Raw genomic sequence first — 20,777 nt, 5'->3', positions numbered from 1 at the left:
GCAGGAAGCTTCTTTGAAGAAACTGTAAGAGTTGAAAAGTGGATGCTAGAGAGTGGGGAAGCATGTTCAATCGTGAGGTAGATTATCCGACGGCGGTCGCAAGTTATGATGACGCGGGAGTTGAAGCGGCTATCGAATGGTGCCTTGAGCACATGCAGGATAGTGACACGTTGACCGTGTGGACAAGTCTCAAATCGAACCTTGGCAATTGCGAGAAACTGGAACGCCTAGTTAACCGCTACAGCAATGTCGAGCACGTGACCTCCAGACAAGGTGGTTTTGTGAGCAACCCGGGCCCTGTTCTCATGGCGTGGCCCGATATGGACGATATCGCAAAGATGGCTTCAAACCGGCACCTTCGTGCAATGTGCGTAATCACTTGGAATGAAAACCAAATCAGGCCCTGGGTCACGGCCATGAATCCAGACATCCTCGGAGACGGATCTACTTGGGAGCGTCATACCGTAACCCTTGACCCTGTCCTGGTCGAAGCACTGCAAAGTCTTACCCTGACGATCAACCACAACAACACCATCGCTGGCGGTTTTGAAAAGGACCAAGTGGTAGGAGTTCTGCTCGCGCTACACGATGCAGGCGTCCCTATGAATGGGCAGGCAATGCAAGGATGGGCGATCGCTCATGGCTGGTCGAGAGAAAACCCCAAACGCTTGGCCCAGTACGTCAACGACATCAACGCCGGCAAGCGACCTCGAAGCCGTAGTTTGATCCAGTCAGATTACATCGCCACTCTCCGGCGCCGTGTTTCCGAAGGCAATAAGGACTAGATCATGGATCAAAGGACCCGCAATCATCTTCGACGCCATTGCAATTTACTGAAACTATCGAGCATTACCAGTACAGTCCCCCGACCTACGGGGCCCGCCTTCATGGTGCGTATAAAACTGACTCAGTAACGATAGCCCTCCCAATTTGGCCTCAATGGCGACGAATGGATAGAAATGCCCATCCCACAGACAGTCGAAGTCCATCACCATTCAGCCGAAGTTGAATACGTCAACTGGAACATGGCTGAACAGGAACTAAGAGCATTTCTTCTGGCCACGGCTAGGGGAATGGCTCCATGGTTCGAGGAGCGAAAAATTGAGGCTGAAAAGGTCCTTGATCGCATCAACCCAGAAGAGGCCTATGGTGATGAAGGATATTCGGCTTTTATGGACGATGTCGGAATCTTCTGGGATCAATATTGGCAACAGATGGCGGCCGTCACGATCAAGGAAGCCTTCAAACTCTTCGAAGTCTTTCTTGAAGCTTCGGCGCAGCACATCCTCCGGCGATACCATTCTGGACTTGTTGACTTCAATACTGACAACTCATGGAACTTCAATGACTGCGCTCGCTTCTACAAGGACTACTTGAGCATCGAAGTACTTCCTAGAAATATTTCCAACATCAAGTGGATCCGCGACAAGCTCTCACACCTTGAAGACATGCGTACGCCTGCTGGCATTGCACAGCTTGAGTCCCACATGTCAGATCTCGGACTCGATATCTCGCCATCGGAGGAAGAAATCGAATTGGGCCTTTACCACGACGATTGGACGCCGTACATGGGCACGCGGTTGAACTTCACGCCAGTTCAGACTTGGAGAGTCCTGCAAATTCTCAGAAGTCATACGAACCAGCTGGCCAAAACGTTCCATACTTTCTGCTGGCCCGGCCCTGATGAACAGACCACGCAAGCACTGTGGTCATTGATGCATGGAATCGCCGTGAATCCCCGGTTGAGTAGTAAGAAGCCCGGAGACTCAAGGTACTTGGTGATCCCGTCTCCAAACTGAATTTGGAAGGAAGTCACAGGAAAGTCCTGGGTCAACCATGTCTCGGCTTCAGCCTGCATTACTGGACCTAGTCGATTTGGCCATGGCAACTTTGAGCTTGGGTGCCGCCAGAGACGGCCAAACTGTCGCTGATCTACTAGATCCCGGGCCAGAGCCCAGTCTGATCGAAATCTTGCTCGGACGGCGCTCATTCACTTGATGTGGGTCAAGCTCCTGAGTGCGGCTGAGGGAGTCCTCGCACCACTTCGACTTTTTGAGGCGAGGGATAGGATCGTGGTTTGAGTGCAACTGCTGAGGCGTTTGTTGGCAAGCCCACATGGTTGGGAGGTCCTCTGAATCCGAACCCCTCTACAGCAGTTCTGGTTTGTAATCGAAGAACGCCGCTCTCGGCAGCAACTGCTTTCCTTGAAGTTTCTGCTTGTCCGCGGCGCTCAGACGCGCGACTTCGGCAGCGTCATCCCAGTTGTCGCGAATGCTCGACACTAGATGGTCGATGATGTCCCGGCCTTCTGCCGCGTTGAGTCCGTAGGTCTCGGACTCACTCACCAATGCCGCGAAGTTGGAGACCTTAGTGCCGCGGTCACCTCGCCCGTATGACATCGCCTGATCGAATGTATCGCCAGACCTTTGCCCCGGAGCAAGATCGTAGGCAGGGGTCAACTCCAAATGCTTCCCATCCCAAAACGCGGCGTGGTTCCGGGCGTGGTCGTCATTGTTGCTGATGGCGATGTTCATTGCGATGCGCTGGAACAGCTCAGGGCCCGGCCGAGTCGGGTCGTCCGCGTACACGCGAAGCACATCAAGAATCTGCGGGTACGACACATATCGTGCGTACATCTCGTCGGTCTGAGCCATCGTCAGGCCAGAAACTACGTGGAGCCGTCCGCCGGCTCCATCTCGGTCGAATCGTCTGACAAGGAGGACTTCCTTGCCGAGAGATGAAATAACCTTGCTCTCGGGCACGTTCATGCCTGCCCTGCGTGCGAGTTCAAGCATCGCGCCTTCGGCGTTCACTACTGAGAAGACACGATCGTCTGAAGATGAGAACTTTGCAAGCCACTCGCTCCCATCTTCATCAGTAAGTGTTGCCTTCGGTCGTGCGCCTCCGAGGCTCGTGCCATGCATCATGGCAGCGTCCAGACTTGCCGATAGTTCCCCGCCTTCGTCGAGGATTATGGCCGCCCTGTGCAACTCGTCGAGCGTCGCTGATTCATCCCGTGGAACGTATTCTTCACGATCAACTTGGAAGTCCAACGCCCCGAATCGATTCGAGCTGGAGCTCAGCATGTAGTCGATTTCTTTGAGGGAGTTGGGTGCAGCACCCCGTCGCCTTTCGACGACACCGCGACCCCACCTGTCGGGGCTCCCGTCCCTGAGGACGCCAGCGATGCTTAGCCCGTCTACAGGCTCCTGAGTGCCCGGCCGCAACGGTAGCTCCGGGGTGAACAGGCTGATGGCGTCAGGCCGGGCTCGATATCTCAGCCCGTAGATGAAGGTAACGATTGGCCCGATTTGTTCCACTCGTCCAGCCACCACCGGGTCTGTCTGGCCTGGTAGCCATGTCCAGACGTAGAGCTCATCAGAAATCGTCATCGACACTTCCGCTCTTTGGGCGACGCACACGCCTTGGCAGAAGAGCAAGCATCTCTTCGCCGCGCTGACGTCGAATAGCGATTTCGGAGCGGTCTTCCACTCCGAATATGGGAACCCCAACGAGATCTGAGAGCTCCATCATCGTGCCGACAGCCGCGCCACGGCTACCAGCCTCAGCTGAGAGCACTGTCTGCTCCGAGACGTTCGCGCGTGCAGCGAGCTCCTTGGCCGTCCATTTTCGATCGCTTCGGCCCTGCCTGATGAGTTGCCCCCATACTGTGAGCGCATCCTGAACGTGAGGGCGCAGAGGAACATTTCGTTTGGCCATCGTCAATCCCCTTAAAACACGTCTAAACGACATTTAGATATGTTTTATCATAGCAAATGATGCTTTCTGCCTCAGTCACCTGGATCTACGCCCGATCTGCATACCTTGCGGCTGTGTGTGCGATGACCATCCTCGTAGAACCCCCAGTGCAAATTGCACACTTACTCGTGGGTCGACTCGCTGCGATCCGTGTTTCCTCCACCAACGTCAAGAGGGACTATTTGCGCCCTACGGGGCCGTGGCTGGATTTTCTGACCCTCATGCAGGTCACAACTGAGCAAAAGGCGGTGCCCTATTGGTCAATGAGCGAGGAAACGTGTCAACGTGTGGGCAGTATCTACCGCGAGAAGCGCATGCGATGGCCCCAAACCTGCGGGATGCTCGGCTTTGCCGTGGCCAGACCCGATTTTGTTCCGAAGTTCGCCCAAATTGTGCACCAGGGACACCTGGCTACTCACGAGTTTGATGAGCGCTCCGTCTTTCGATCCAAGTGCTTTGTCGATATTTTGGTCAGCGAGGAGGGGGCGTAGAACTTTCCACCAGTCGCTTAGATCGGGGGCGATTTTCGATGGTGTCACGTTATATTTTAGCGAGAGAGCTTTGAAGGTCGCCTCCACGATTTCCTTGGATGCGCCGATTGCGCTCGAAATCTCAGCGCGGGTCCGGCGAACACGCATTTGTCGTAGGTGGCCGTCGATGACCGAGTCCGCAACTAGCCCGCGTAGGTGGGGCCAGCCGCCTGGCGCGTCGCGTATGGCCGGCGCGACATCTTCATGTTCTCCAAGATCACTGAGCGCCTCTGTAATCACCAGCACCCGCGATCGGATGTCAGCAGTGAGTTCAGCTAGCCCGCGCTCAGCTGCGCCGGTTTCGTCGTGGTTTGTTGGTAGTTGTGGAGGGTCGCCGAGTACTTGATAGTTCTTGAAGCGCTCATCCAAAAAGGTTCGCAGAGCCACGTCGTTGACGTCAGAAACCCACTTGTAGATTTTGTCAAAGGCTCGGTGTTGTCGATTGTCGATGAACATCCCAATGGCGATCTCATGGTCACGCAGCGACTCTGGACTCAAGCGTGAACGAAATGATTGGCCTTGGGTTCCAGCGACTAACTCGCCGACTCGCTCCTCGGCGGCCTGTCCTTGTCGGAGGTAGAACGGTATGGCCTCATGGAGGAAGACTAGGTGTTTTACTCCCGACCGAACGAGCGCGCGCAGTCTTTGGATTCGCTCTTCACGTAGCCAGTCCTCGTCAATGTTCACGAGCCAAGCCTACCGGCGGTGATAGGTGCACCGACCCCCCCGAGGTGGTCAGCCCCATTGTCTTCGCTTCCGAATCTTGGGTTGGTTCGTAGGAAAGTGACACGAAACTGAGAATTTCAGCATTAAACGGCCGAGTATCGTCGCAGATCAGAGCGATTCATTGATGACAGACAGCTTGGGATCCTACAGCCTTTTGGTTCTCACGCTGGCTACCGGCTGCTCCGATTTCATGAGACTTCTGGGCACGGGGATGGTCGTTTTCGCTCCGCGGAGATGAGCTCCGGCGAGTCACGTGGCCAGCAACGAATTGGCGAGCCTCTGTGCCATACTGACCGGATGTTTGAAGACTATTGGCCTCTCGCGAACTTGAGCCTTGCCACAGAGCGACTGGAACTCCGTGTTCCCTGTGATAATGAATTATTGGAGGTGGCCGCAGTTGCGGCTGACGGCGTACATGAGCCCGGGGAACAACCTTTCTTGACGCCGTGGACTTCTCTTCCACCAGAGGAACGGGCCCGCTACGTTATGCAGCAGCATTGGAGCCGTCGTGGATCCTGGACTGTTGAGAACTGGGCTCTGGAGCTGGGTGTATTCCTGGGAGACCACCCCATCGGCATGGTCACACTGAAGGCCCTCAACTTTTCCGTTTTACGTGAAGTAAAGACCGAATCGTGGCTGGGGCGCGGACATCATCGGCGGGGCCTGGGCACGGAGGCCCGGGCCGCGGTGCTGTCCCTTGCGTTTGAGGGGTTGGGAGGCGTCAGTGCACTCACCGAGGTGTTCCAAGACAACCCGGGGTCACAAGGGGTCTCTCGCAAGCTCGGCTATCGTCATGATGGCATTTCACGTGATGTCCTCGCCGGCAGCGTCGTCATTTCGGACCGTCTCCGCCTTGACAGGACAGAGTGGGCGCGAATCAATCGTCCTGAGACGGTGGTCAATGGATTAGACGCAAGTCTTCCCCTTTTCGGACTGCAACAGCCGGAGTGTGCCCCCCGCCCACGATCCCTCAGGCAAGACACACACCACTTCTAGGAGGGAGCGGGATTCTGCGAAGTCAATGTGAAAATCTATCCGGACGTCCGGACCTACCGCTGGCGGGGGCCGAACGCCAAGGTGATTCCGGGCGTGAAATGGCTTCCGGATAGCACCGCAGAATCCTAGGCAATGAAAGGATGGTCCCATGAGCGCTGAATCAGATGAACTCCTTGACGCCGTTTTGATCGGCGGTCGCGAGGAACGAGCCATCGTCATTGTGGACTACGACGACGACTGGCCCTCGCGCTATGAAGCCCTGGCTGAGGTGATCGTCGAAGCAGTTGGCAACGGAGTGGTCCTGCTCGAGCACATTGGCTCTACCGCGGTCCCGGGCTTGGCAGCGAAACCCATTATCGACATCCTCCTGACGGTCAAGGACATTGAAGGTGAATATACCTACCTGGGCATGCTTGAAAAGGCCGGGTTGGTGCTTCGCGTCCGGGAAAGCGGCCATCGCATGTTGAGGACTCCGGCCAAGGACGTTCACTTACACGTCTTTTCTGACGGTGATCCTGCCATTGCAAACTATCTGGACCTTCGCGACTGGCTTCGCTTGGACCAGGAGGATCGCGCGCTCTATGCCACGACGAAAAAGAGTCTTGCCCAACAACGGTGGACTGACATGAACTACTATGCGGACGCCAAAACGGAAGTCATCACAGAGATCCTCGCCCGCGCCCGGCAATGGCGTCAGGGTACGAAAGTGGCGCGAAACTGAGAAGTGCCTCGCAAGTTGAGTGAGCCGCGTGAAAGACGAAGTGTGCCCTGTTCTTAGCCAGACAAGCCGGGCTAGACTGAAAGACACGCGTCAGACAAATCAGCCGCCACGCTGGCAGCTGGAATCACACCTTGGAAAGTAGGGCTCAGCGATGTCCGGACAACATGCAAGTGACCAACCCGCCGACCAAGAAGGCAACACCAGTGGTGGCACCGAACCAGCCGAGGATCACGGGCGTTATGTTGAAGGCGCCTACGGAAAGGCCGGCGTCGAACATGGCCACCTAACAGGCACCGACGAGGGCAGCTACGTTGAAGGCGACTACGGAGACGCCGGAACTGAGGATGCGAAGTCAGATAGTGCCGCAGGGCGCATGGTTGAGGCTGACTATGGTTCCGCAGGTGAGGTCCCTGGGCATGCCAGCACGGACCCGAAAGGCGACTACATCACCGGGGACTACGGAGATGCAGAGAAGGTGGAGCCAGAGAAAAAAGGGTAACGAACCCTTAGCTGCGCCACCGTGTGGTCATCATGAAACCAGCCAAGGCAATACCGAAGCCAATGCCAATGTTCCAGTTGTTGATGTCAGGAATAGGGAAACGGCCATCTGAAATGTAGTACGTGATGATCCAAAACAGGCCCACCAGCATCAAAGTCACCATGACGGGCAGGAACCACGGGGCATTAGGCTTCTGTGCCTTCGAAGAGGGTGTCACGGCCGGACCCTTGGTGGGACGGCGGCGCGATTTTGACTCGGGCACGTAGAGCTCCTTGGCTTCTCGAACGGGACAACGGTTTCAAACGTTGCAGGTGACGGTGGTTCATTACCGTAAGTCTTGCTGGCTAAATTGTTCCTAGGTGCTGAACTGCCGGTATTGTTGTGAGCAATTCTAGCTGTAAATAGTGCAGCCGCGGATTGCATGACCTCACCCGAGCATTGAAGGAGAATCCCTCGCGTGGTTCGATCGCACGAGCACAATGATTCCGTAGTGGGTGTGGACACTCTCATCTCCGGCAACAGCGCCATCCGGACGCGAAAGGCCGGAAACCGGCGTCGTGAAAAGGCCCAACGCCCCAAACAGGGTTTTTGGCGCACACTAATACAGGTTATTGGCGAATTGCTTATTACCTGTGGCGTTATTTTGCTGCTGTTTGTTGTCTGGGAACTATGGTGGACCAACATTGACGCGAACAACGCCCAGCAGCACGCAGTCTCACAATTTGCACAGGAATTCCAAGGCCCGCTGACGCCCCAATCCCCGGACACTCCGACCGATTTCGGCCCCCCGGTAGTCATGGACGCGCCAACCGTTGACGGAACGGTTTTCGGCGTTGTGTACATTCCCCGCTTTGGGCCAAGCTATAGCCGCCCCCTCGTTGAGGGCACCACGCAAGCGCAGCTGGATACCCTTGGCCTTGGCCGTTACGGCACCACCTCCATGCCAGGGGCCGTGGGCAACTTTGCGGTGGCTGGCCACAGGCAAACCCACGGGGCCGTCCTGGATGCCATTCACACCTTGGTTCCGGGCGACAAAATCTATGTCCAAACCAAGGACGGCTACTACACGTACGTTTTCCGCAACAATGAGATCGTTCTGCCCAGCCAGGGCAACGTCCTCTTGCCGGTGCCAACCCAGAAAGATGCCACACCCGTGGACCGGTTCATGACCATGACCAGCTGCAACCCAAGGTTTGGGGCCGAGGAACGCATCATCGCCTACTCGGTGATGGAGTCCTGGCAACCTGCCAGTGCCGGTCCCCCAGCGGCCATTGCCGCCCAAGTTGCCGCAAACGCGAAAGGCTGACCATGTACGGATGGATTTTCCGCCACCTGCCGGGCCCACTATGGTTCCGCATTATCACGAGCTTACTTTTCCTCGCCGCGGCGGTTCTGCTCCTCATGCAATTCGTGTTCCCCTGGCTCTCCCAGTTCAATCCGCTCACTGATTCCACGATTGGTGGTAGTTCCCAACCATGACCGCACGTATTTTGGTTATCGACAACTATGACAGTTTTGTCTACACCTTGGTGGGCTATCTGCAGCAACTAGGCGCAGAAACCACGGTGGTCAGGAACGACGACGTCACCTTGGCTGAAGCTGTAGAGCTCGCCGCCGCACGGGACGGGGTTCTAGTATCCCCAGGTCCCGGGACCCCGACTGAAGCCGGTGTCTGCATTGAGCTGATCAAATGGTGCGGTGAGAACGCCAAAGCAATGTTTGGTGTCTGCCTTGGGCACCAGGCCCTTGCCGAAGCCTACGGTGGCGTGGTGACCCACGCCGAACAGCTGATGCACGGCAAAACCAGCGAGGTCTTCCACCACGGAACCAGTGTGTTCGCCGGTCTGGCCAGCCCAGTTACCGCTACGCGATACCACTCCCTGGCAGCGGTGCGGGAAACCATTCCGGAAATTTTGGAAATCACAGCAGAAACGGCCGACGGCGTCATCATGGGTTTGGCGCACAAAACGGCGCCCTTGTCCGGGGTCCAGTTTCACCCGGAATCGGTACTAACCCAGGGCGGCTACCAGATGGTGGGCAATTGGCTAGAGTCCGTGGGGTTGGCTGGTGCGTCGGCTCAAGGCGCAATGCTCAGTCCACTCATCAACAGCTGATTCCTAGAACCGGAAAAAAGAACCGCCCCTAGGGGCGGTTCTTTTTTGTTCCTACTCAGTTCTTTGGAGCAGCCGTAGAGGTTTTGCTTGGCTGTGCTTTGGGAGTGGCCGTGGACGTTGGCTCAGTGGTTGGCGCGGGTTCAGGAGCCTTTGCCAACGTCACCGTGATGGTGCTTCTCTGGTCCACTGAAGACCCGGCGGGCTCGGACTGCCCCGTCACCAGACCGGGAGTCACGGCCGAGTTCTCGGCCTCCACAAAGACAACCTGCAAAGAGAGCTGTTTGAGGGCATCACCCACCGCCTGCCTAACCTGTGCGGGATCCTTAGTGAGGTCAAACAGTGAGGGCATCAGGACTTGCCCTGTCGAGATCTTCAAGGTGACCTCGGTCCCCACAGCCACAGTCTTGCCCGGCAGAGGGTCAGTGCTGACAACAAGACCGGCCTGAATCACCGGATCGTCAACGCGTACATTCGGTTTGAATTTCAAGTTCAATGCGCCCAACATGGACCTGACCTCCGCTTCGGTACGGCCTGAAAGATCCGGCGGAATCCTCACTTCCGAGGAACCTTTGGAGACAATCACCGCAACGGTGGAATGTTCGTTGACAAGGACCGACGCGGACGGGTCTGTGCGGATGACATCGCCCGAGGCTACTGTGTTTGAGAATTCTGTGCTGACGCGGGATTCAAGGCCCAAGGCAGAAAGTCTCGCCACGGCATCGGCCTCACTCAATCCAGCCAACGACGGCACACCAAGCTGAATTGGAGCGGCCGGCTTGGCATTGGCCAAGTTGTAGGCGATGACCCCACCACCAGCGAGGATGATCGCCAAAAAGACAAACAGGGTAGTGATCCACGCCCGTCGACGGCGCTTGGCTTTAAGCTCGGATTCGTTGGGAACTTCCGGACCGGTTGTATCGTCGTGGTCGGTAGTCAGCGCTCCCCCAGCAAGAACTTTCGCCATGGCACGGGTGGATGGGCCGTCGTCGTGCGAATCCTCAGGAGGAACCTGGACAGCCGGAGCGGCCAGTGCCGCGGCGGGTACCGTCGCGAAAACGTCTGTCGGCACCGAAACCGGTGTGGGAGCCAGAGTCACACCAGTCCGGGCCGCACGCAAGGCACGCCGGAAGGACGCCGCGTCCTGGAACCGGTCCTGACGGGTCTTCTGCAAGGCACGCAGCAAGACGCTGTCCAAAGCGGGTGAAATCTTCGGATTGAACGTACTGGGGGCAGGAGGCACCTCGCGCACGTGCTGGTAAGCCACCGAAACGGGAGAATCCCCCGTAAAGGGCGGCCGGCCAGCCAACATTTCATAGAACAAGCAGGCAGCCGAATACAGGTCACTGCGGGCGTCAACGGTCTCCCCGCGCGCCTGCTCCGGAGATAGATACTGGGCGGTGCCCATCACCGTTTGCGTCTGGGTCATGGTTGCCGCGGAATCTGAAATGGTGCGGGCAATGCCAAAGTCCATGACCTTCACGGCACCCAAATGGCCGTCTGAGTCTTCTGTGACCATGACGTTGGCGGGCTTGATATCACGGTGAACAATGCCCGAGCGGTGACTGTATTCAAGCGCGGACAAGACACCCAAGGTGAAATCGATCGCCTGGTCAATGCTGATGGCATTGGCCCGGATGAGATCACGCAGCGTCTTGCCCTGCACAAGTTCCATCACGATGTACGGCAAAGTGGTGCCGTCGCGCAGAGGGTCCCCCGTTGCGTGCTCACCGGTGTCGTACACGGCAACGATCGAGGGATGGTTCAACCCGGCCACGGCCTGGGCTTCGCGTTTGAAACGGGCTTGCAGCTGGGAATCACGGGCCACATCGCCGCGCAGAACCTTGATGGCGACTATGCGGCCCAAGAGCGTGTCAGTCGCCTGGTAGACGTCGGCCATGCCGCCACGGCCCAACAATCCACCTACCTCATACCGTCCATTCAGGACGCGCGGAACACTCATGTGAGTCGGTGTCCTTTCAAATTAGTGCGAAGTTGAGTCGTTGCCGGGCCGGGCCGGGATTTGGGTGAAACTACGGTGCCTTGGGCGCAGGAGTCGCTGGACCGGTGGACACGTAGTAGGTAACAACGGAACCCTTGGGAGCCTGCGTTCCGGCCGTTGGGTTGGTACGGATCACGATGCCGGTCAGAACCGTCGACGAGGATTCCTCCACACGAGCGGGTATGAAACCCGCAGAAACCAGGGCAGCGTCGTAGGCATTGCCCTGCTGTCCCACGGAAGAAGGAACTGGTGCCGTGGCCGGAGGTGTGGTTGGTTCCGCTCCCTTGGAAACGGTGACCGTTACGGGTGTATTAACGGCAACCACACCAGTGGGGCTTACTTCAATGACCCTCCCTTCAGCAACTGTGGCGCTGTAAGCATCTACCCGGGATACCAAGAGTCCACCATCGGTTAGCAAACCGTCGACGAAGTCAAAAGTCTGTCCATTGACCTGATTGGGATTGATCGTGAAGGTGGAAGGGGCAGAGGACGTCGTCGGAGTCTCAGACTTTGTTGGTGTCTGTGACGGCGTGGTTTCCTGTGGCGTGGCACTCGATGAAATCGAGGTCGACTTGGTCACCGACGGTGCCGGTTTGGATTCGAAGACGCCCAAGCTTTGCAGAAGCAATGCCCCCAAAGCGAAAACGAGCAAGGCGATCAAGGCCACCAGGGGCCATGTCCAGGGACTGCGGCCGCGTTTGACGGGCTCGGCAGGAGGTTCCTCCCCATCGTCGGCACCGTCCATAAAGTGCGGGTCCTCCTCGCCCCAGGCTCGCTCGGCGCTAAGTGCCTCCGCCCGTGTGAGTGACTCGGCCGGGTAATCCTCAATTGTGGCGGCGCTGACAGTCGGCAGCGCCGTAGTGCTGGGCTCCGAAATGTTCCCAACTACCGACGTCGGAGCCGTGGCGTTGATGTCAACGGGGGCCGTAATGGGTCCTGTGGATGACTCAAAGAGCAGCATGCCCGGAACGGCGGCGTGGGCGGCTTTGATATCACCGGCACGGATCGCTTCGGCAGCCTCGGCCAACTTCATGGCATTCGCAGGGCGGTTCGCCGGATCCTTGGCCAACATCGACATCAACAAGGCCCTCACGGGTGTGGGCAAGGTGTCCGGAAGCGGTGGCGGGGCGTCATTGACCTGTGCCAGGGCAATGGCGATCTGTGACTCACCCGAGAACGGCCGGTGACCGGTGATGCACTCGTAACCTATAACACCCAGGGCATATATATCCGAGGAGCCGGTGGCGAGCTGACCGGTGGCCTGCTCCGGAGCCAGATACTGGGCCGTGCCCATTACCTGACCGGTCTGGGTCAGGGGCACCTGGTCAGCCAAGCGTGCAATGCCAAAGTCTGTGATCTTGACTCTGCCCTCGGGCGTGATCAACAGGTTGCCGGGTTTTACGTCGCGGTGAACCAAACCCTGGGCATGTGCCACGGAGAGGGCACGGGCCGTCTGGGCAATCATGGACAGGGTCCAGTCGGCGGAGAGGATATGCTCGCGCTCAATCAAGGTGGACAACGGCTCGCCGGGGACAAGTTCCATGACCAAATAGGCGGAGCCGTCTTCCTCGCCGTAGTCAAAGACGTTGGCAATGCCCACGTGATTCAACAGCGCCGTGTGCTTGGCCTCAGCACGGAAGCGGGCCCGGAATCCGGGGTCCCCCGTGTATTCGTCCTTGAGAATCTTGATGGCCACGATACGGCCCAGGACCAGGTCCTGTGCCTTCCATACTTCACCCATGCCGCCAATGGCGATGCGCGAGGTGAGTTGGTATCTGCCGCCTAAGGTGATTCCTGAAGTAGGCCTCACTTGTTCAACACCGCCTTGAAGAGTTTGCTTGCGTTGGGACTTGTTAATTGTGCTCCGGTGGCTACGTCGACCTTGGGCATAACGATCGATACCACCACCTGGGGGTCATTGGCCGGGGCGAACCCGGTAAACCATGCGTTGTTCAAACCATCTCCAAGTTCTGCGGTTCCCGTTTTACCGGCCACTTTTACACCGGGGACGGCGGCCTGTGAGGCAATGCCGTTATCCACCACGCTGACCATCCAATCAGTGATTTGGGCGGCGATCTCCGGGGTGGTGGATTGCCGCAATTCTTCGGGGACCAGGCTCGAAACAGTCTTGAGATCCGGTGTGCGTACGGTCTGCACCATATTGGGTTTCATTTGCTTTCCGCCATTGGCAATGGCCGCAGTCATCATGGCGATTTGCAACGGTGTCGCCTGAACGTTCAGCTGGCCTATGGCGCTTTGGGCTAAGGCGGGGGCGTCCAAGGCGCCCTGGCTGCCTGGGAACCGGCTGGCTACGACCTGATCCGGGATGCCCAAGGATTTGTCATTGAAGCCAAACTTATTCGCTTGAGCAGTAATGGCATCTTGTCCCAGATCCAGTGCAATACTGGCAAACGGTGTGTTGCAGGAGTTCTCCAGTGCAAACGTGAAGCTGGCCTCGGTCTGGGTGTAGCACTTGCCGTAGGCGTAGTTTGGCAGGGTGTAGGTCATGCCCGGGAAAGACATGTTTGCCGGATTGGGAAGCACGCTGTCCTTGTTGTATTTGCCCGATTCCAGAGCCGCCGCAGTGTCTATGAGCTTGAAGACCGAACCCGGCGCATACACCTGCTTGTAGGCAGAGGAGCCGTAGAGGTTGATGCCCGGGATCTTAGTCAACTCCGCCACGGCCGACCCTACGGCTGCCTTGTCGTGACTGGCCATCAAGTTGGTGTCATAGGAGGGCTTGGAGACCATGGCAATAATGGCGCCGGTCTTTGGGTTCATGACAACGATTGATCCGGCGACGCCGTCGGGGATCATGTCATAGGCCATCTTCTGGATGTTCTTATCAATGGTCAGTTCCACAGAGAGACCCTGGGGCACGGATCCGGTAAACGCCTGTGAAATCCGCTCAAAGAATGCGTCATTCGAGGTTCCGGCCAGATCGGGATTCATTGCGGCTTCAAGACCGTACTGGCCCGCATACTTGCTGAAGAAACCAGTCAGGCCGGCATACAGCAATGGATCGTTGTACTTGCGCTGGTACTTGCAATCCGTGTCCGTGGCGACGGATTCGGCAATAGGCTGCCCGTCAACGAGGATCGGACCGCGGTTGCTGCAAAAGGACTTGAGCAACTGCCGGGTATTGCTGGGATTGGCGTTAAGTGCGTCGGCGCCGAAGAACTGCACGTAGGAAATTGAGCCGAAGAGGAGCGCAAAGAGCGTTATGGCAACAATCCAGGAATTACGGATGGCCTGATTCATAGTGTCGGAACCTCCTTTTGCTGTTCGTTGCTCGGACTAGGCGAAAGATCCAGGGGCCTGCGTGCCGCGTCCGAGATCCTTAAAATCAGGGCCACAATGATCCAGTTGGCCAACAAGGACGAGCCGCCGGCGGCCAAAAATGGTGTGGTGAGGCCCGTTAGTGGAATGAGGCGGGTGACGCCTCCGATGATCACGAAGCACTGGAGTGCAAAGGAGAAAGCCAAGCCGACCGCCAAGAGCTTTCCGAAAGCGTCGCGTGTACCCAGTGCTGCGCGGAAACCGCGGGCCACCAGTAGCGCGTAGAGGCAGATCACGGCGAACAAGCCCACCAAGCCCAACTCTTCACCCAGGGCGGCAATGATCATGTCACTGTTGGCCAGGGGCACTGTTTCCGGGGAACCTTGCCCAAACCCGGTGCCCAGCAGCCCCCCGTTGGCCATGCCAAAGAGTCCCTGAACCACTTGGAAACTGGCGTCGGCAATGTATTCAGGGTTAAAGGCGTAGATCCAGGAATCGATGCGGCGACTCACATGCGGGAAGATCTGGTAGGCGGCAAAGCCGCCAACAGCCATCAGCGCCAGGCCGATAAGGATCCAGCTGATACGACTTGTGGCCACATAAATCATGACCATAAACAGGCCAAAGAACAGAATGGACGAGCCGAGGTCGTGCTGGAAGACCAGAACGCCCACGCTTGCCAGCCAGGCGACGATCATCGGACCCAGGTCGCGGGCACGGGGAAGCTGCAATGGCCCGATCTTCTTGCCAGCGAGCAGAATCAGGTCTCGGTTGGAGGAAAGATACCCGGCGAAGAATATGGCCAAAGTAATCTTGGCGATCTCACCGGGCTGGAAGGTGAAGGGGCCCAGCTTGATCCAGACCATGGCACCATTGACGTCACCTGCGGAGATTCCAGGAACAAGCGGCATGAGCAGCAATACAACCGACACCACGAGGGATATATAGGTATAGCGGCGCAGGATCCGGTGGTCTTTGAGGAACCAGATCACGGTGATGGCCGCAGCCACGGCGAGCGATGTCCATAGCCATTGACGAGGGCCGGCCGAGTCGCCAGTGGTGATGTCCAGCCGGTGGATCATGGCCAGCCCGATCCCGTTCAGTGCTACCACCGTAGGCAATATAACAGGATCGGCATATTTTGCGCGGAATCGAAGCGTGAAGTGAACGGCCAGTGACAATCCGGTCAGTATCGCCGCTTGTGTATAAAAATCGTTGTCAAAAGTCCGGCCGAGGTTCAAATTGACCAACGCATTGGCCATGATCCCCACGGAGAGGGCCAGCAACAACAAGAGTAGTTCTGTGTTCCGGCGCGGTTTAGCGACTGTAGCAAGCTGGCTCATTGTCCGCCTCCGGGATTGCATGTCGGTGTGGCAGTGGACGTTGGTGCCGTTGCTGAGGCTCCACCGGAAGGGCTCGCCGACGGTGCCGCACTTGCAGGAACCGTTGATGCAGCCGGCGAAGCTGTCGCGGTGCCAGTTGGGGGCAAAGTGTTGCTAGTGACCTCGCAGGGAGGGGTGCTGGAACCAGTGCCAAGCTGCAGATCGCTGATGATTTGTTCGGCGCCACTCAAGGAAGACGTCGGCAAGGTCTGTGCAACCAACTGCTGCGAATACTTTGGCAGCGATGAAACGGCAATGGTGGTTTCCCGCGCCAATGACGAAAGTGAGATGGGGCCAAGGTTTTGAGAAACTCCTTGGTAGATGGCCACGTTGCCATTTGAAACGCCAACAAAATACTGCGTTTGTGTCCAGGCGTAGGCGATCCAGCCTGCCGCGATGATGGCGAGCAGGACAATTGTTCCCACAATTGTCAGCACCAGCGGGCGGAAGCGGGCCCGGGGAAGGGACGTTTCGGTATCGTCGACCGCCGGTGCAGCGTCAACCGGTTTGTGGGTGAGTACCTGGGCAGCGCGCTGGACACTGGGGTGGTCGGCAAGCTGCGGAATCTTTCCTTCAGCATTGGCCGTCAGTGCTGCGCCAACAAGTTCGTGGGGGCGCAATGACAATTCGTGACGGACGACGGCGGCTCGAATATGGGCATCGAGCTCATCGGGAGCGTCTTCGCTAGGAAGTTTGGCTGCTGCCTCTGGCTCTTCTTCGCCAACTCCATCGGCGTTGGCCGGCTCTGCAGCTGAAGTTTCCGCGGGGGTATCGAGACCGGCCGGCCGGAGGGTTACCGGAGATGCGGCCTCATCAGTCCCCGTCTGTTGGTCTTGATCGCGGGCAGAGAGTAGGGGCAAATCACGATCGTCAGGAACCATGCCATCACCGGTATGTACGGATGCTGAAATGGTTTTCAGTGCCGCGGTGGGTGTGTCATCCGGGGTGGACTCGACGACGTCGAAGACGACCACCGTGACATTGTCAGGTGAGCCGGCGGCCAGCGTAAGCTCAATGAGCGTATCCGCAGCCGTGGCCAAGTTCTTGGTGTTCCGAATGACTTCTTCGATCATTTCGTGGCGAACAAAGTTCAGTCCGTCTGAGCAGAGCAGCCAACGTTCGCCGGCCTCGGCATCAAAATACTTCAAGTCCAGTTCAGGAGAGGCGTCGACATCGCCGAGAACGCGCATCAGTACGTTCTTGTGAGGGTGTACCTCTGCCTCCGCCTCGGTCATGCGACCTTCGTCGATCATGCGCTGCACGAACGTGTGGTCGATGCTCATCTGCTCGAATACGCCGTCCTTGAGCCGATAGGCGCGCGAGTCGCCAATGTGGGCGTAGGCCAGCCGATTTCCGGAGAGCAGCAAAGCCGTAACTGTGGTGCCCATGCCGGCCAATTTGGGGTCAACATGGACCAGCTCTGAAAGGAGCGAGTTGGCGGTTTGGATTTCATCGGCGAGATGTATGCCGGCGTCGTCCGTGTAGTTGCCATGGTCAAGGTGAATTAGGTCAAGGACTGTTGACGCGCTGGCCACATCGCCGCCGGCGTGTCCGCCCATACCGTCGGCGACCACCGCGAGGTAGTTGCCGACATAGGCGGAATCGTCATTCTTTGCCCGGACAAGGCCCACATCTGATCGGGCGGCATACCGCAGGATCAAGGGGTGATCGGGCATGCTCAAGCCCTCAATTCGATAACCGTTTTACCGATCCGAACCGGAACGCCAAGTTCCACGGGGAGTGCACGCGTCAATTGTGTTCCGCCAAGGTAGGTGCCGTTGGTGGAGCCAAGGTCCTCAATGAACCAGCGGGTGCCTTGCGGGAACAAGCGTGCATGACGCCCTGAAGCGTAATCGTCCTCCAACACCAAAGTTGCTTCTTGGGCCCGCCCCAGCAAAATGGGCGTGTTCGACAGTTCCAAGGTGGTGCCGGCAAGGGGCCCCTCCGTAACAACCAACAGGCGGGCCTGGGCTTTGGCGGCGGGAGCATCCTGGATTAGTTCAGGATGTTTGCGGGCCTGCCGCGCCGTGGGGGCGCCTACCTTGGCTTTGCGGCCAATGACCAGGTCGCGGCGCATGGCGGCCACCACGCTGAAGACCATGACCCACATCAGGATCAGGAAGCCGAAACGCAAAATGGTCACTGTCAGGCTGAGATCGTTCATGGGCGGGAACCATTCCTTGCCGGCAAGATGCGGAAAGTGATTTCAGTGCGCCCCATGGTGATGGTTGAACCATCCGTGAGCGGGGTACTGCCGTTGAGGCGGCGACCGTTGACATAGCTGCCATTGGTGGAGCCCAGATCGACGGCGGTGCAGACGCCCTCACCTGTGCGGATCTCAAGATGTTTGCGGGAGACTCCCGTGTCATCGATGAGAATGTCCGCCTCGGAGGAACGGCCCAAGATGATGGAACTGGCATTCAGCGAATACCGCTGGCCATCAATATCTAGCACCGGCTGGCCGTCCAGGGGAGCCGCCGCGGGCGGTTGGCGCTTGTAAACAGGTGCTGGCGGCTGGCTGGCGTACTGTCCGGGTGCGTGGGTGGGTGCTGCGGGGGGCCGGGCCGGACTCTGGAAGGCCTGCTGTGCTTCGGCCCGGGAGGAAGAGTTTTCCTTCTCGGTGACCGAGGAAACTTCAAAGTGCCCGGCGCGGAGCTCGGGCTGATGGTTGAACGCCACTCGGACGGGGCCCTGCAATACATAGCCTTGGCTGCGTGCGTGGTTAATGACCACGTCGCAGAGTTCTTCGGCGAGAGTTACGCCCCAGGAACGGGCGCGTTCAAAGTCGGAGTCGCCCAGCTGGATATTGAAAACGTTCGGAGCCAGGGTTCGTCCCGCGTCCAAGGTCATGGCTTTGTCGTCCAGCTCGCGACGCAGTGCGCTGGCCATTTCCACCGGCTGCAAAGTCTTTGACCCACGGGAGAAGGCGCCACGAACTGCCTTTTCAATGCCTTTTTCGACGTTGTCAAACAATCCCATAAGTTCTCCTCTCCCTTAGTTAATGTCTCTTCTGCTGGTCTTGCACTGTTGGAGTTTGCACTCCTGCCCTTTGAACCAGCAGATTTTCCTGTGTCGCCGTATGCCCCACCGGACCCCTAAAAACAAGCGCTATTGGATAGCCGCCCGTATCCCGGGCAACGAACCACAGACTCGATACTACTGGGCAAGGCTTGGAATAACCTTACTGCCGCAGGAAATTGGGGGTGATTTCATACCGTAGGAGGGGGCCGGTTCGAAGGTCACAAATTGTTTCAAATCCGCGTATCTACGGGCCTATCGGGCTGTTTGAGCCACCGTTTACGCGTGTTCCTGCCGTGGCTATGAGGTGCCGTTTAGGTATTTTGGCAAAGTGTCCTATATGCTTGATCTCGCTGTTCCACTGAATCTTGAAAGAGACAAGGTGGAATTCGAAAACGCGCGAGTGGCGGAACGGCAGACGCGCTGGCTTCAGGTGCCAGTGTCCGAAAGGGCGTGGGGGTTCAAATCCCCCCTCGCGCACGTTTTTGAAAATCCCCGGTGGAACCAATGGTTCTGCCGGGGATTTTTTGTTCCCATCCACCCTTACTGCCCGTGGCGATGGTCTGGGCAGACATGTTGCTGCTTTGGCGCCGCCGTTGACTAAGGTGCCGCTATCCGACGCAACCATGACGTCGGGAGTCCCGACGTCATTTGTCCAAGTGCTGGAGCGGGCGGTTCGGTTCGTGGGCGTGGACGCAAAGCCCCATCTGACTGACCAGTAGACGTATTACCTGGCCTGCGTCTGACGAGTGAGTTGTAAAGACGTCCTGGTCCACGAGGGAACTTCCTGGCATTATCTACTCCCTATTACTACTGCGCTGGTTACAACTCCCGGCAACGGGCCGATGATGATTGATTCCTGGCGGCATCGTCGTTTGGTGAGTTGCAATGCTTGGCCCTAACGGTGTGGCATTCAATCGGAGCAGGCTGCTAGTGCGAACAACTAAGGCGGTCTTCTTTTATCAAAGAGATTGGCAAAGATTTGGCCCATTCCGCCAGGGAGCGGCTTAGGCTGAAATCATGAAGACACTTTTGATACGCGTCGGGCTGCAGCTTGGTACCTCAGCGGTGGCGATCATCCTCGCAGCGCTCATCTTGCCAGGCTTCCACTTGCGGTTCTCGGGTTTCCTGACGGCGGTGATCATCTTTACCATCGTCCAATCTTTGGCAACGGGCATCGTGGAGAAGATTGCGAACAAACATGCGCCTGTCCTCAGTGGAGCGGCGTCCTTGATCTCCACCTTCCTTGCACTGTTGATTGCCAATGGTTTCGGTGGGGGGACGTCCATTCGGACGTTCACGTCGTGGGTACTAGCGACCCTCATTGTCTGGGCGGTAACCGCAGCGGGAGCCGTGTTCCTCCCCCGACTCCTTCTTAAGGGTGCAGCGAAGTAGAGCCCGAGGCAGGGTGCAGCATGGGTGAGGGCCCTCGGTTTGCTTGTTGGTTGAAAGGTGTGTATTGTTTTTCGAGTTGCCCCGCTTGTTGTGGGTGACGAATACCCCGTTTATTGGTGCCGGTTTTGCCGGTATTTTTGTGGTGTTTTGTGGGGTTGATTCACTGGTTAGTGGATTTGCTTTTGTGAGGCATTGTGGGTAAGCTTGAAAAGTTGCTCCGGCACTGATCGTCAAGGATTGTTCCGTTTGTTTGCGGGGTTTTTGGTGTGTTGGTCGGGTGTGGTTGTTGTTTGAGAACTCAATAGTGTGCCAAGTTTTATTGATACCAATTTATTTATATTGAATTGGTTATTTGATTG

19 protein-coding genes and 1 tRNA gene are annotated in these 20,777 nt (G+C 57.5%); 9 read left to right on the top strand and 11 right to left on the bottom strand.

Features of this window, described 5'->3' with window-relative positions:
* Window positions 1–62: 62 nt before the first annotated feature.
* Together CXQ94_RS12505 and CXQ94_RS12500 are read left to right on the top strand one after the other, a co-directional pair.
* Window positions 63–785 (top strand): hypothetical protein, encoded by a 723-nt coding sequence (locus CXQ94_RS12505; protein ID WP_181034217.1) that lies wholly within the window; start codon window positions 63–65, stop codon window positions 783–785.
* A gap of 174 nt (window positions 786–959) precedes the next feature.
* Window positions 960–1,799 (top strand): hypothetical protein, encoded by an 840-nt coding sequence (locus CXQ94_RS12500; RefSeq protein WP_104090680.1) that lies wholly within the window; start codon window positions 960–962, stop codon window positions 1,797–1,799.
* 348 nt (window positions 1,800–2,147) lie between these two features.
* On the opposite strand, the gene CXQ94_RS12495 is transcribed toward CXQ94_RS12500, so the two are convergent.
* The 3 genes from CXQ94_RS12495 to CXQ94_RS12485 form a co-directional block, all read right to left on the bottom strand.
* Window positions 2,148–3,392, bottom strand: a complete 1,245-nt coding sequence (locus tag CXQ94_RS12495) for a type II toxin-antitoxin system HipA family toxin (protein WP_104090678.1) — start codon at window positions 3,390–3,392, stop codon at window positions 2,148–2,150.
* The gene (locus CXQ94_RS23340) at window positions 3,379–3,720 is read right to left on the bottom strand and encodes a helix-turn-helix transcriptional regulator (protein WP_104090675.1); all 342 of its coding nucleotides are present in this window, start codon (window positions 3,718–3,720) and stop codon (window positions 3,379–3,381) included. The genes CXQ94_RS12495 and CXQ94_RS23340 overlap by 14 nt, the downstream gene beginning before the upstream one ends.
* 299 nt (window positions 3,721–4,019) lie before the next feature.
* On the bottom strand, window positions 4,020–4,976 hold the full coding sequence (locus CXQ94_RS12485) for an abortive infection family protein (RefSeq protein ID WP_104090672.1): 957 nt from the start codon (window positions 4,974–4,976) through the stop codon (window positions 4,020–4,022).
* A 336-nt stretch (window positions 4,977–5,312) separates the two neighbouring features.
* Between CXQ94_RS12485 and CXQ94_RS12480 the strand changes: the two genes are divergently transcribed.
* The 3 genes from CXQ94_RS12480 (at window position 5,313) to CXQ94_RS12470 (ending at window position 7,231) form a co-directional block, all read left to right on the top strand.
* Complete coding sequence (locus tag CXQ94_RS12480) at window positions 5,313–6,011, top strand: GNAT family N-acetyltransferase (protein WP_104090669.1); 699 nt, start codon at window positions 5,313–5,315, stop codon at window positions 6,009–6,011.
* A gap of 148 nt (window positions 6,012–6,159) precedes the next feature.
* Window positions 6,160–6,732 carry a GrpB family protein gene (locus tag CXQ94_RS12475; RefSeq protein WP_104090666.1) on the top strand — a complete coding sequence of 191 codons (573 nt, stop codon included), beginning with the start codon at window positions 6,160–6,162 and terminating at the stop codon, window positions 6,730–6,732.
* 151 nt (window positions 6,733–6,883) lie between these two features.
* Window positions 6,884–7,231: a hypothetical protein gene (locus CXQ94_RS12470; RefSeq protein ID WP_104090664.1), complete on the top strand. Its 348-nt coding sequence runs from the start codon at window positions 6,884–6,886 to the stop codon at window positions 7,229–7,231.
* A gap of 7 nt (window positions 7,232–7,238) precedes the next feature.
* Here CXQ94_RS12470 and CXQ94_RS12465 read toward each other — a convergent pair whose 3' ends face one another.
* Entirely contained in the window at window positions 7,239–7,493 is a 255-nt protein-coding gene (locus tag CXQ94_RS12465) for a cell division protein CrgA (RefSeq protein WP_104090661.1), read from the bottom strand.
* 195 nt (window positions 7,494–7,688) lie between these two features.
* On the opposite strand from CXQ94_RS12465, the gene CXQ94_RS12460 reads away from it, so the two are divergent.
* Complete coding sequence (locus CXQ94_RS12460) at window positions 7,689–8,537, top strand: class E sortase (RefSeq protein WP_258067057.1); 849 nt, start codon at window positions 7,689–7,691, stop codon at window positions 8,535–8,537.
* Window positions 8,538–8,706: 169 nt separating this feature from the next.
* Window positions 8,707–9,345 carry an aminodeoxychorismate/anthranilate synthase component II gene (locus CXQ94_RS12455; protein WP_104090658.1) on the top strand — a complete coding sequence of 213 codons (639 nt, stop codon included), beginning with the start codon at window positions 8,707–8,709 and terminating at the stop codon, window positions 9,343–9,345.
* A gap of 55 nt (window positions 9,346–9,400) precedes the next feature.
* On the opposite strand, the gene pknB is transcribed toward CXQ94_RS12455, so the two are convergent.
* The 7 genes from pknB to CXQ94_RS12420 all read right to left on the bottom strand — a co-directional run bounded on the left by pknB (window position 9,401) and on the right by CXQ94_RS12420 (window position 18,984).
* Complete coding sequence (pknB, locus tag CXQ94_RS12450; protein ID WP_104090655.1) at window positions 9,401–11,305, bottom strand: Stk1 family PASTA domain-containing Ser/Thr kinase; 1,905 nt, start codon at window positions 11,303–11,305, stop codon at window positions 9,401–9,403.
* A gap of 70 nt (window positions 11,306–11,375) precedes the next feature.
* Window positions 11,376–13,154 (bottom strand): protein kinase, encoded by a 1,779-nt coding sequence (locus CXQ94_RS12445; protein ID WP_104090653.1) that lies wholly within the window; start codon window positions 13,152–13,154, stop codon window positions 11,376–11,378.
* Window positions 13,151–14,605, bottom strand: a complete 1,455-nt coding sequence (locus tag CXQ94_RS12440) for a penicillin-binding protein 2 (protein ID WP_104090650.1) — start codon at window positions 14,603–14,605, stop codon at window positions 13,151–13,153. Before CXQ94_RS12440 ends, CXQ94_RS12445 begins: the two co-directional genes overlap by 4 nt.
* Window positions 14,602–15,966, bottom strand: a complete 1,365-nt coding sequence (locus tag CXQ94_RS12435; RefSeq protein ID WP_104090647.1) for an FtsW/RodA/SpoVE family cell cycle protein — start codon at window positions 15,964–15,966, stop codon at window positions 14,602–14,604. The genes CXQ94_RS12440 and CXQ94_RS12435 overlap by 4 nt, the downstream gene beginning before the upstream one ends.
* Complete coding sequence (locus CXQ94_RS12430) at window positions 15,963–17,681, bottom strand: PP2C family serine/threonine-protein phosphatase (protein WP_104090643.1); 1,719 nt, start codon at window positions 17,679–17,681, stop codon at window positions 15,963–15,965. Before CXQ94_RS12430 ends, CXQ94_RS12435 begins: the two co-directional genes overlap by 4 nt.
* A 2-nt stretch (window positions 17,682–17,683) precedes the next feature.
* Entirely contained in the window at window positions 17,684–18,169 is a 486-nt protein-coding gene (locus CXQ94_RS12425; RefSeq protein WP_104090641.1) for an FHA domain-containing protein, read from the bottom strand.
* Entirely contained in the window at window positions 18,166–18,984 is an 819-nt protein-coding gene (locus CXQ94_RS12420) for a DUF3662 and FHA domain-containing protein (RefSeq protein ID WP_104090638.1), read from the bottom strand. The genes CXQ94_RS12425 and CXQ94_RS12420 overlap by 4 nt, the downstream gene beginning before the upstream one ends.
* Before the next feature lie 436 nt (window positions 18,985–19,420).
* On the opposite strand from CXQ94_RS12420, the gene CXQ94_RS12415 reads away from it, so the two are divergent.
* Window positions 19,421–19,503, top strand: a tRNA-Leu gene (locus CXQ94_RS12415).
* Between the two features lie 540 nt (window positions 19,504–20,043).
* Window positions 20,044–20,418: a phage holin family protein gene (locus tag CXQ94_RS12410; RefSeq protein WP_104090636.1), complete on the top strand. Its 375-nt coding sequence runs from the start codon at window positions 20,044–20,046 to the stop codon at window positions 20,416–20,418.
* Window positions 20,419–20,777: the final 359 nt, after the last annotated feature.

The sequence above is a fragment of the Arthrobacter sp. GMC3 genome (assembly GCF_002929305.1).
Classification (GTDB): Bacteria; Actinomycetota; Actinomycetes; order Actinomycetales; family Micrococcaceae; genus Specibacter.
The sequence above is the reverse complement of the archived record's forward strand: the minus strand, read 5'-3'. Positions and strand labels throughout refer to the sequence as shown.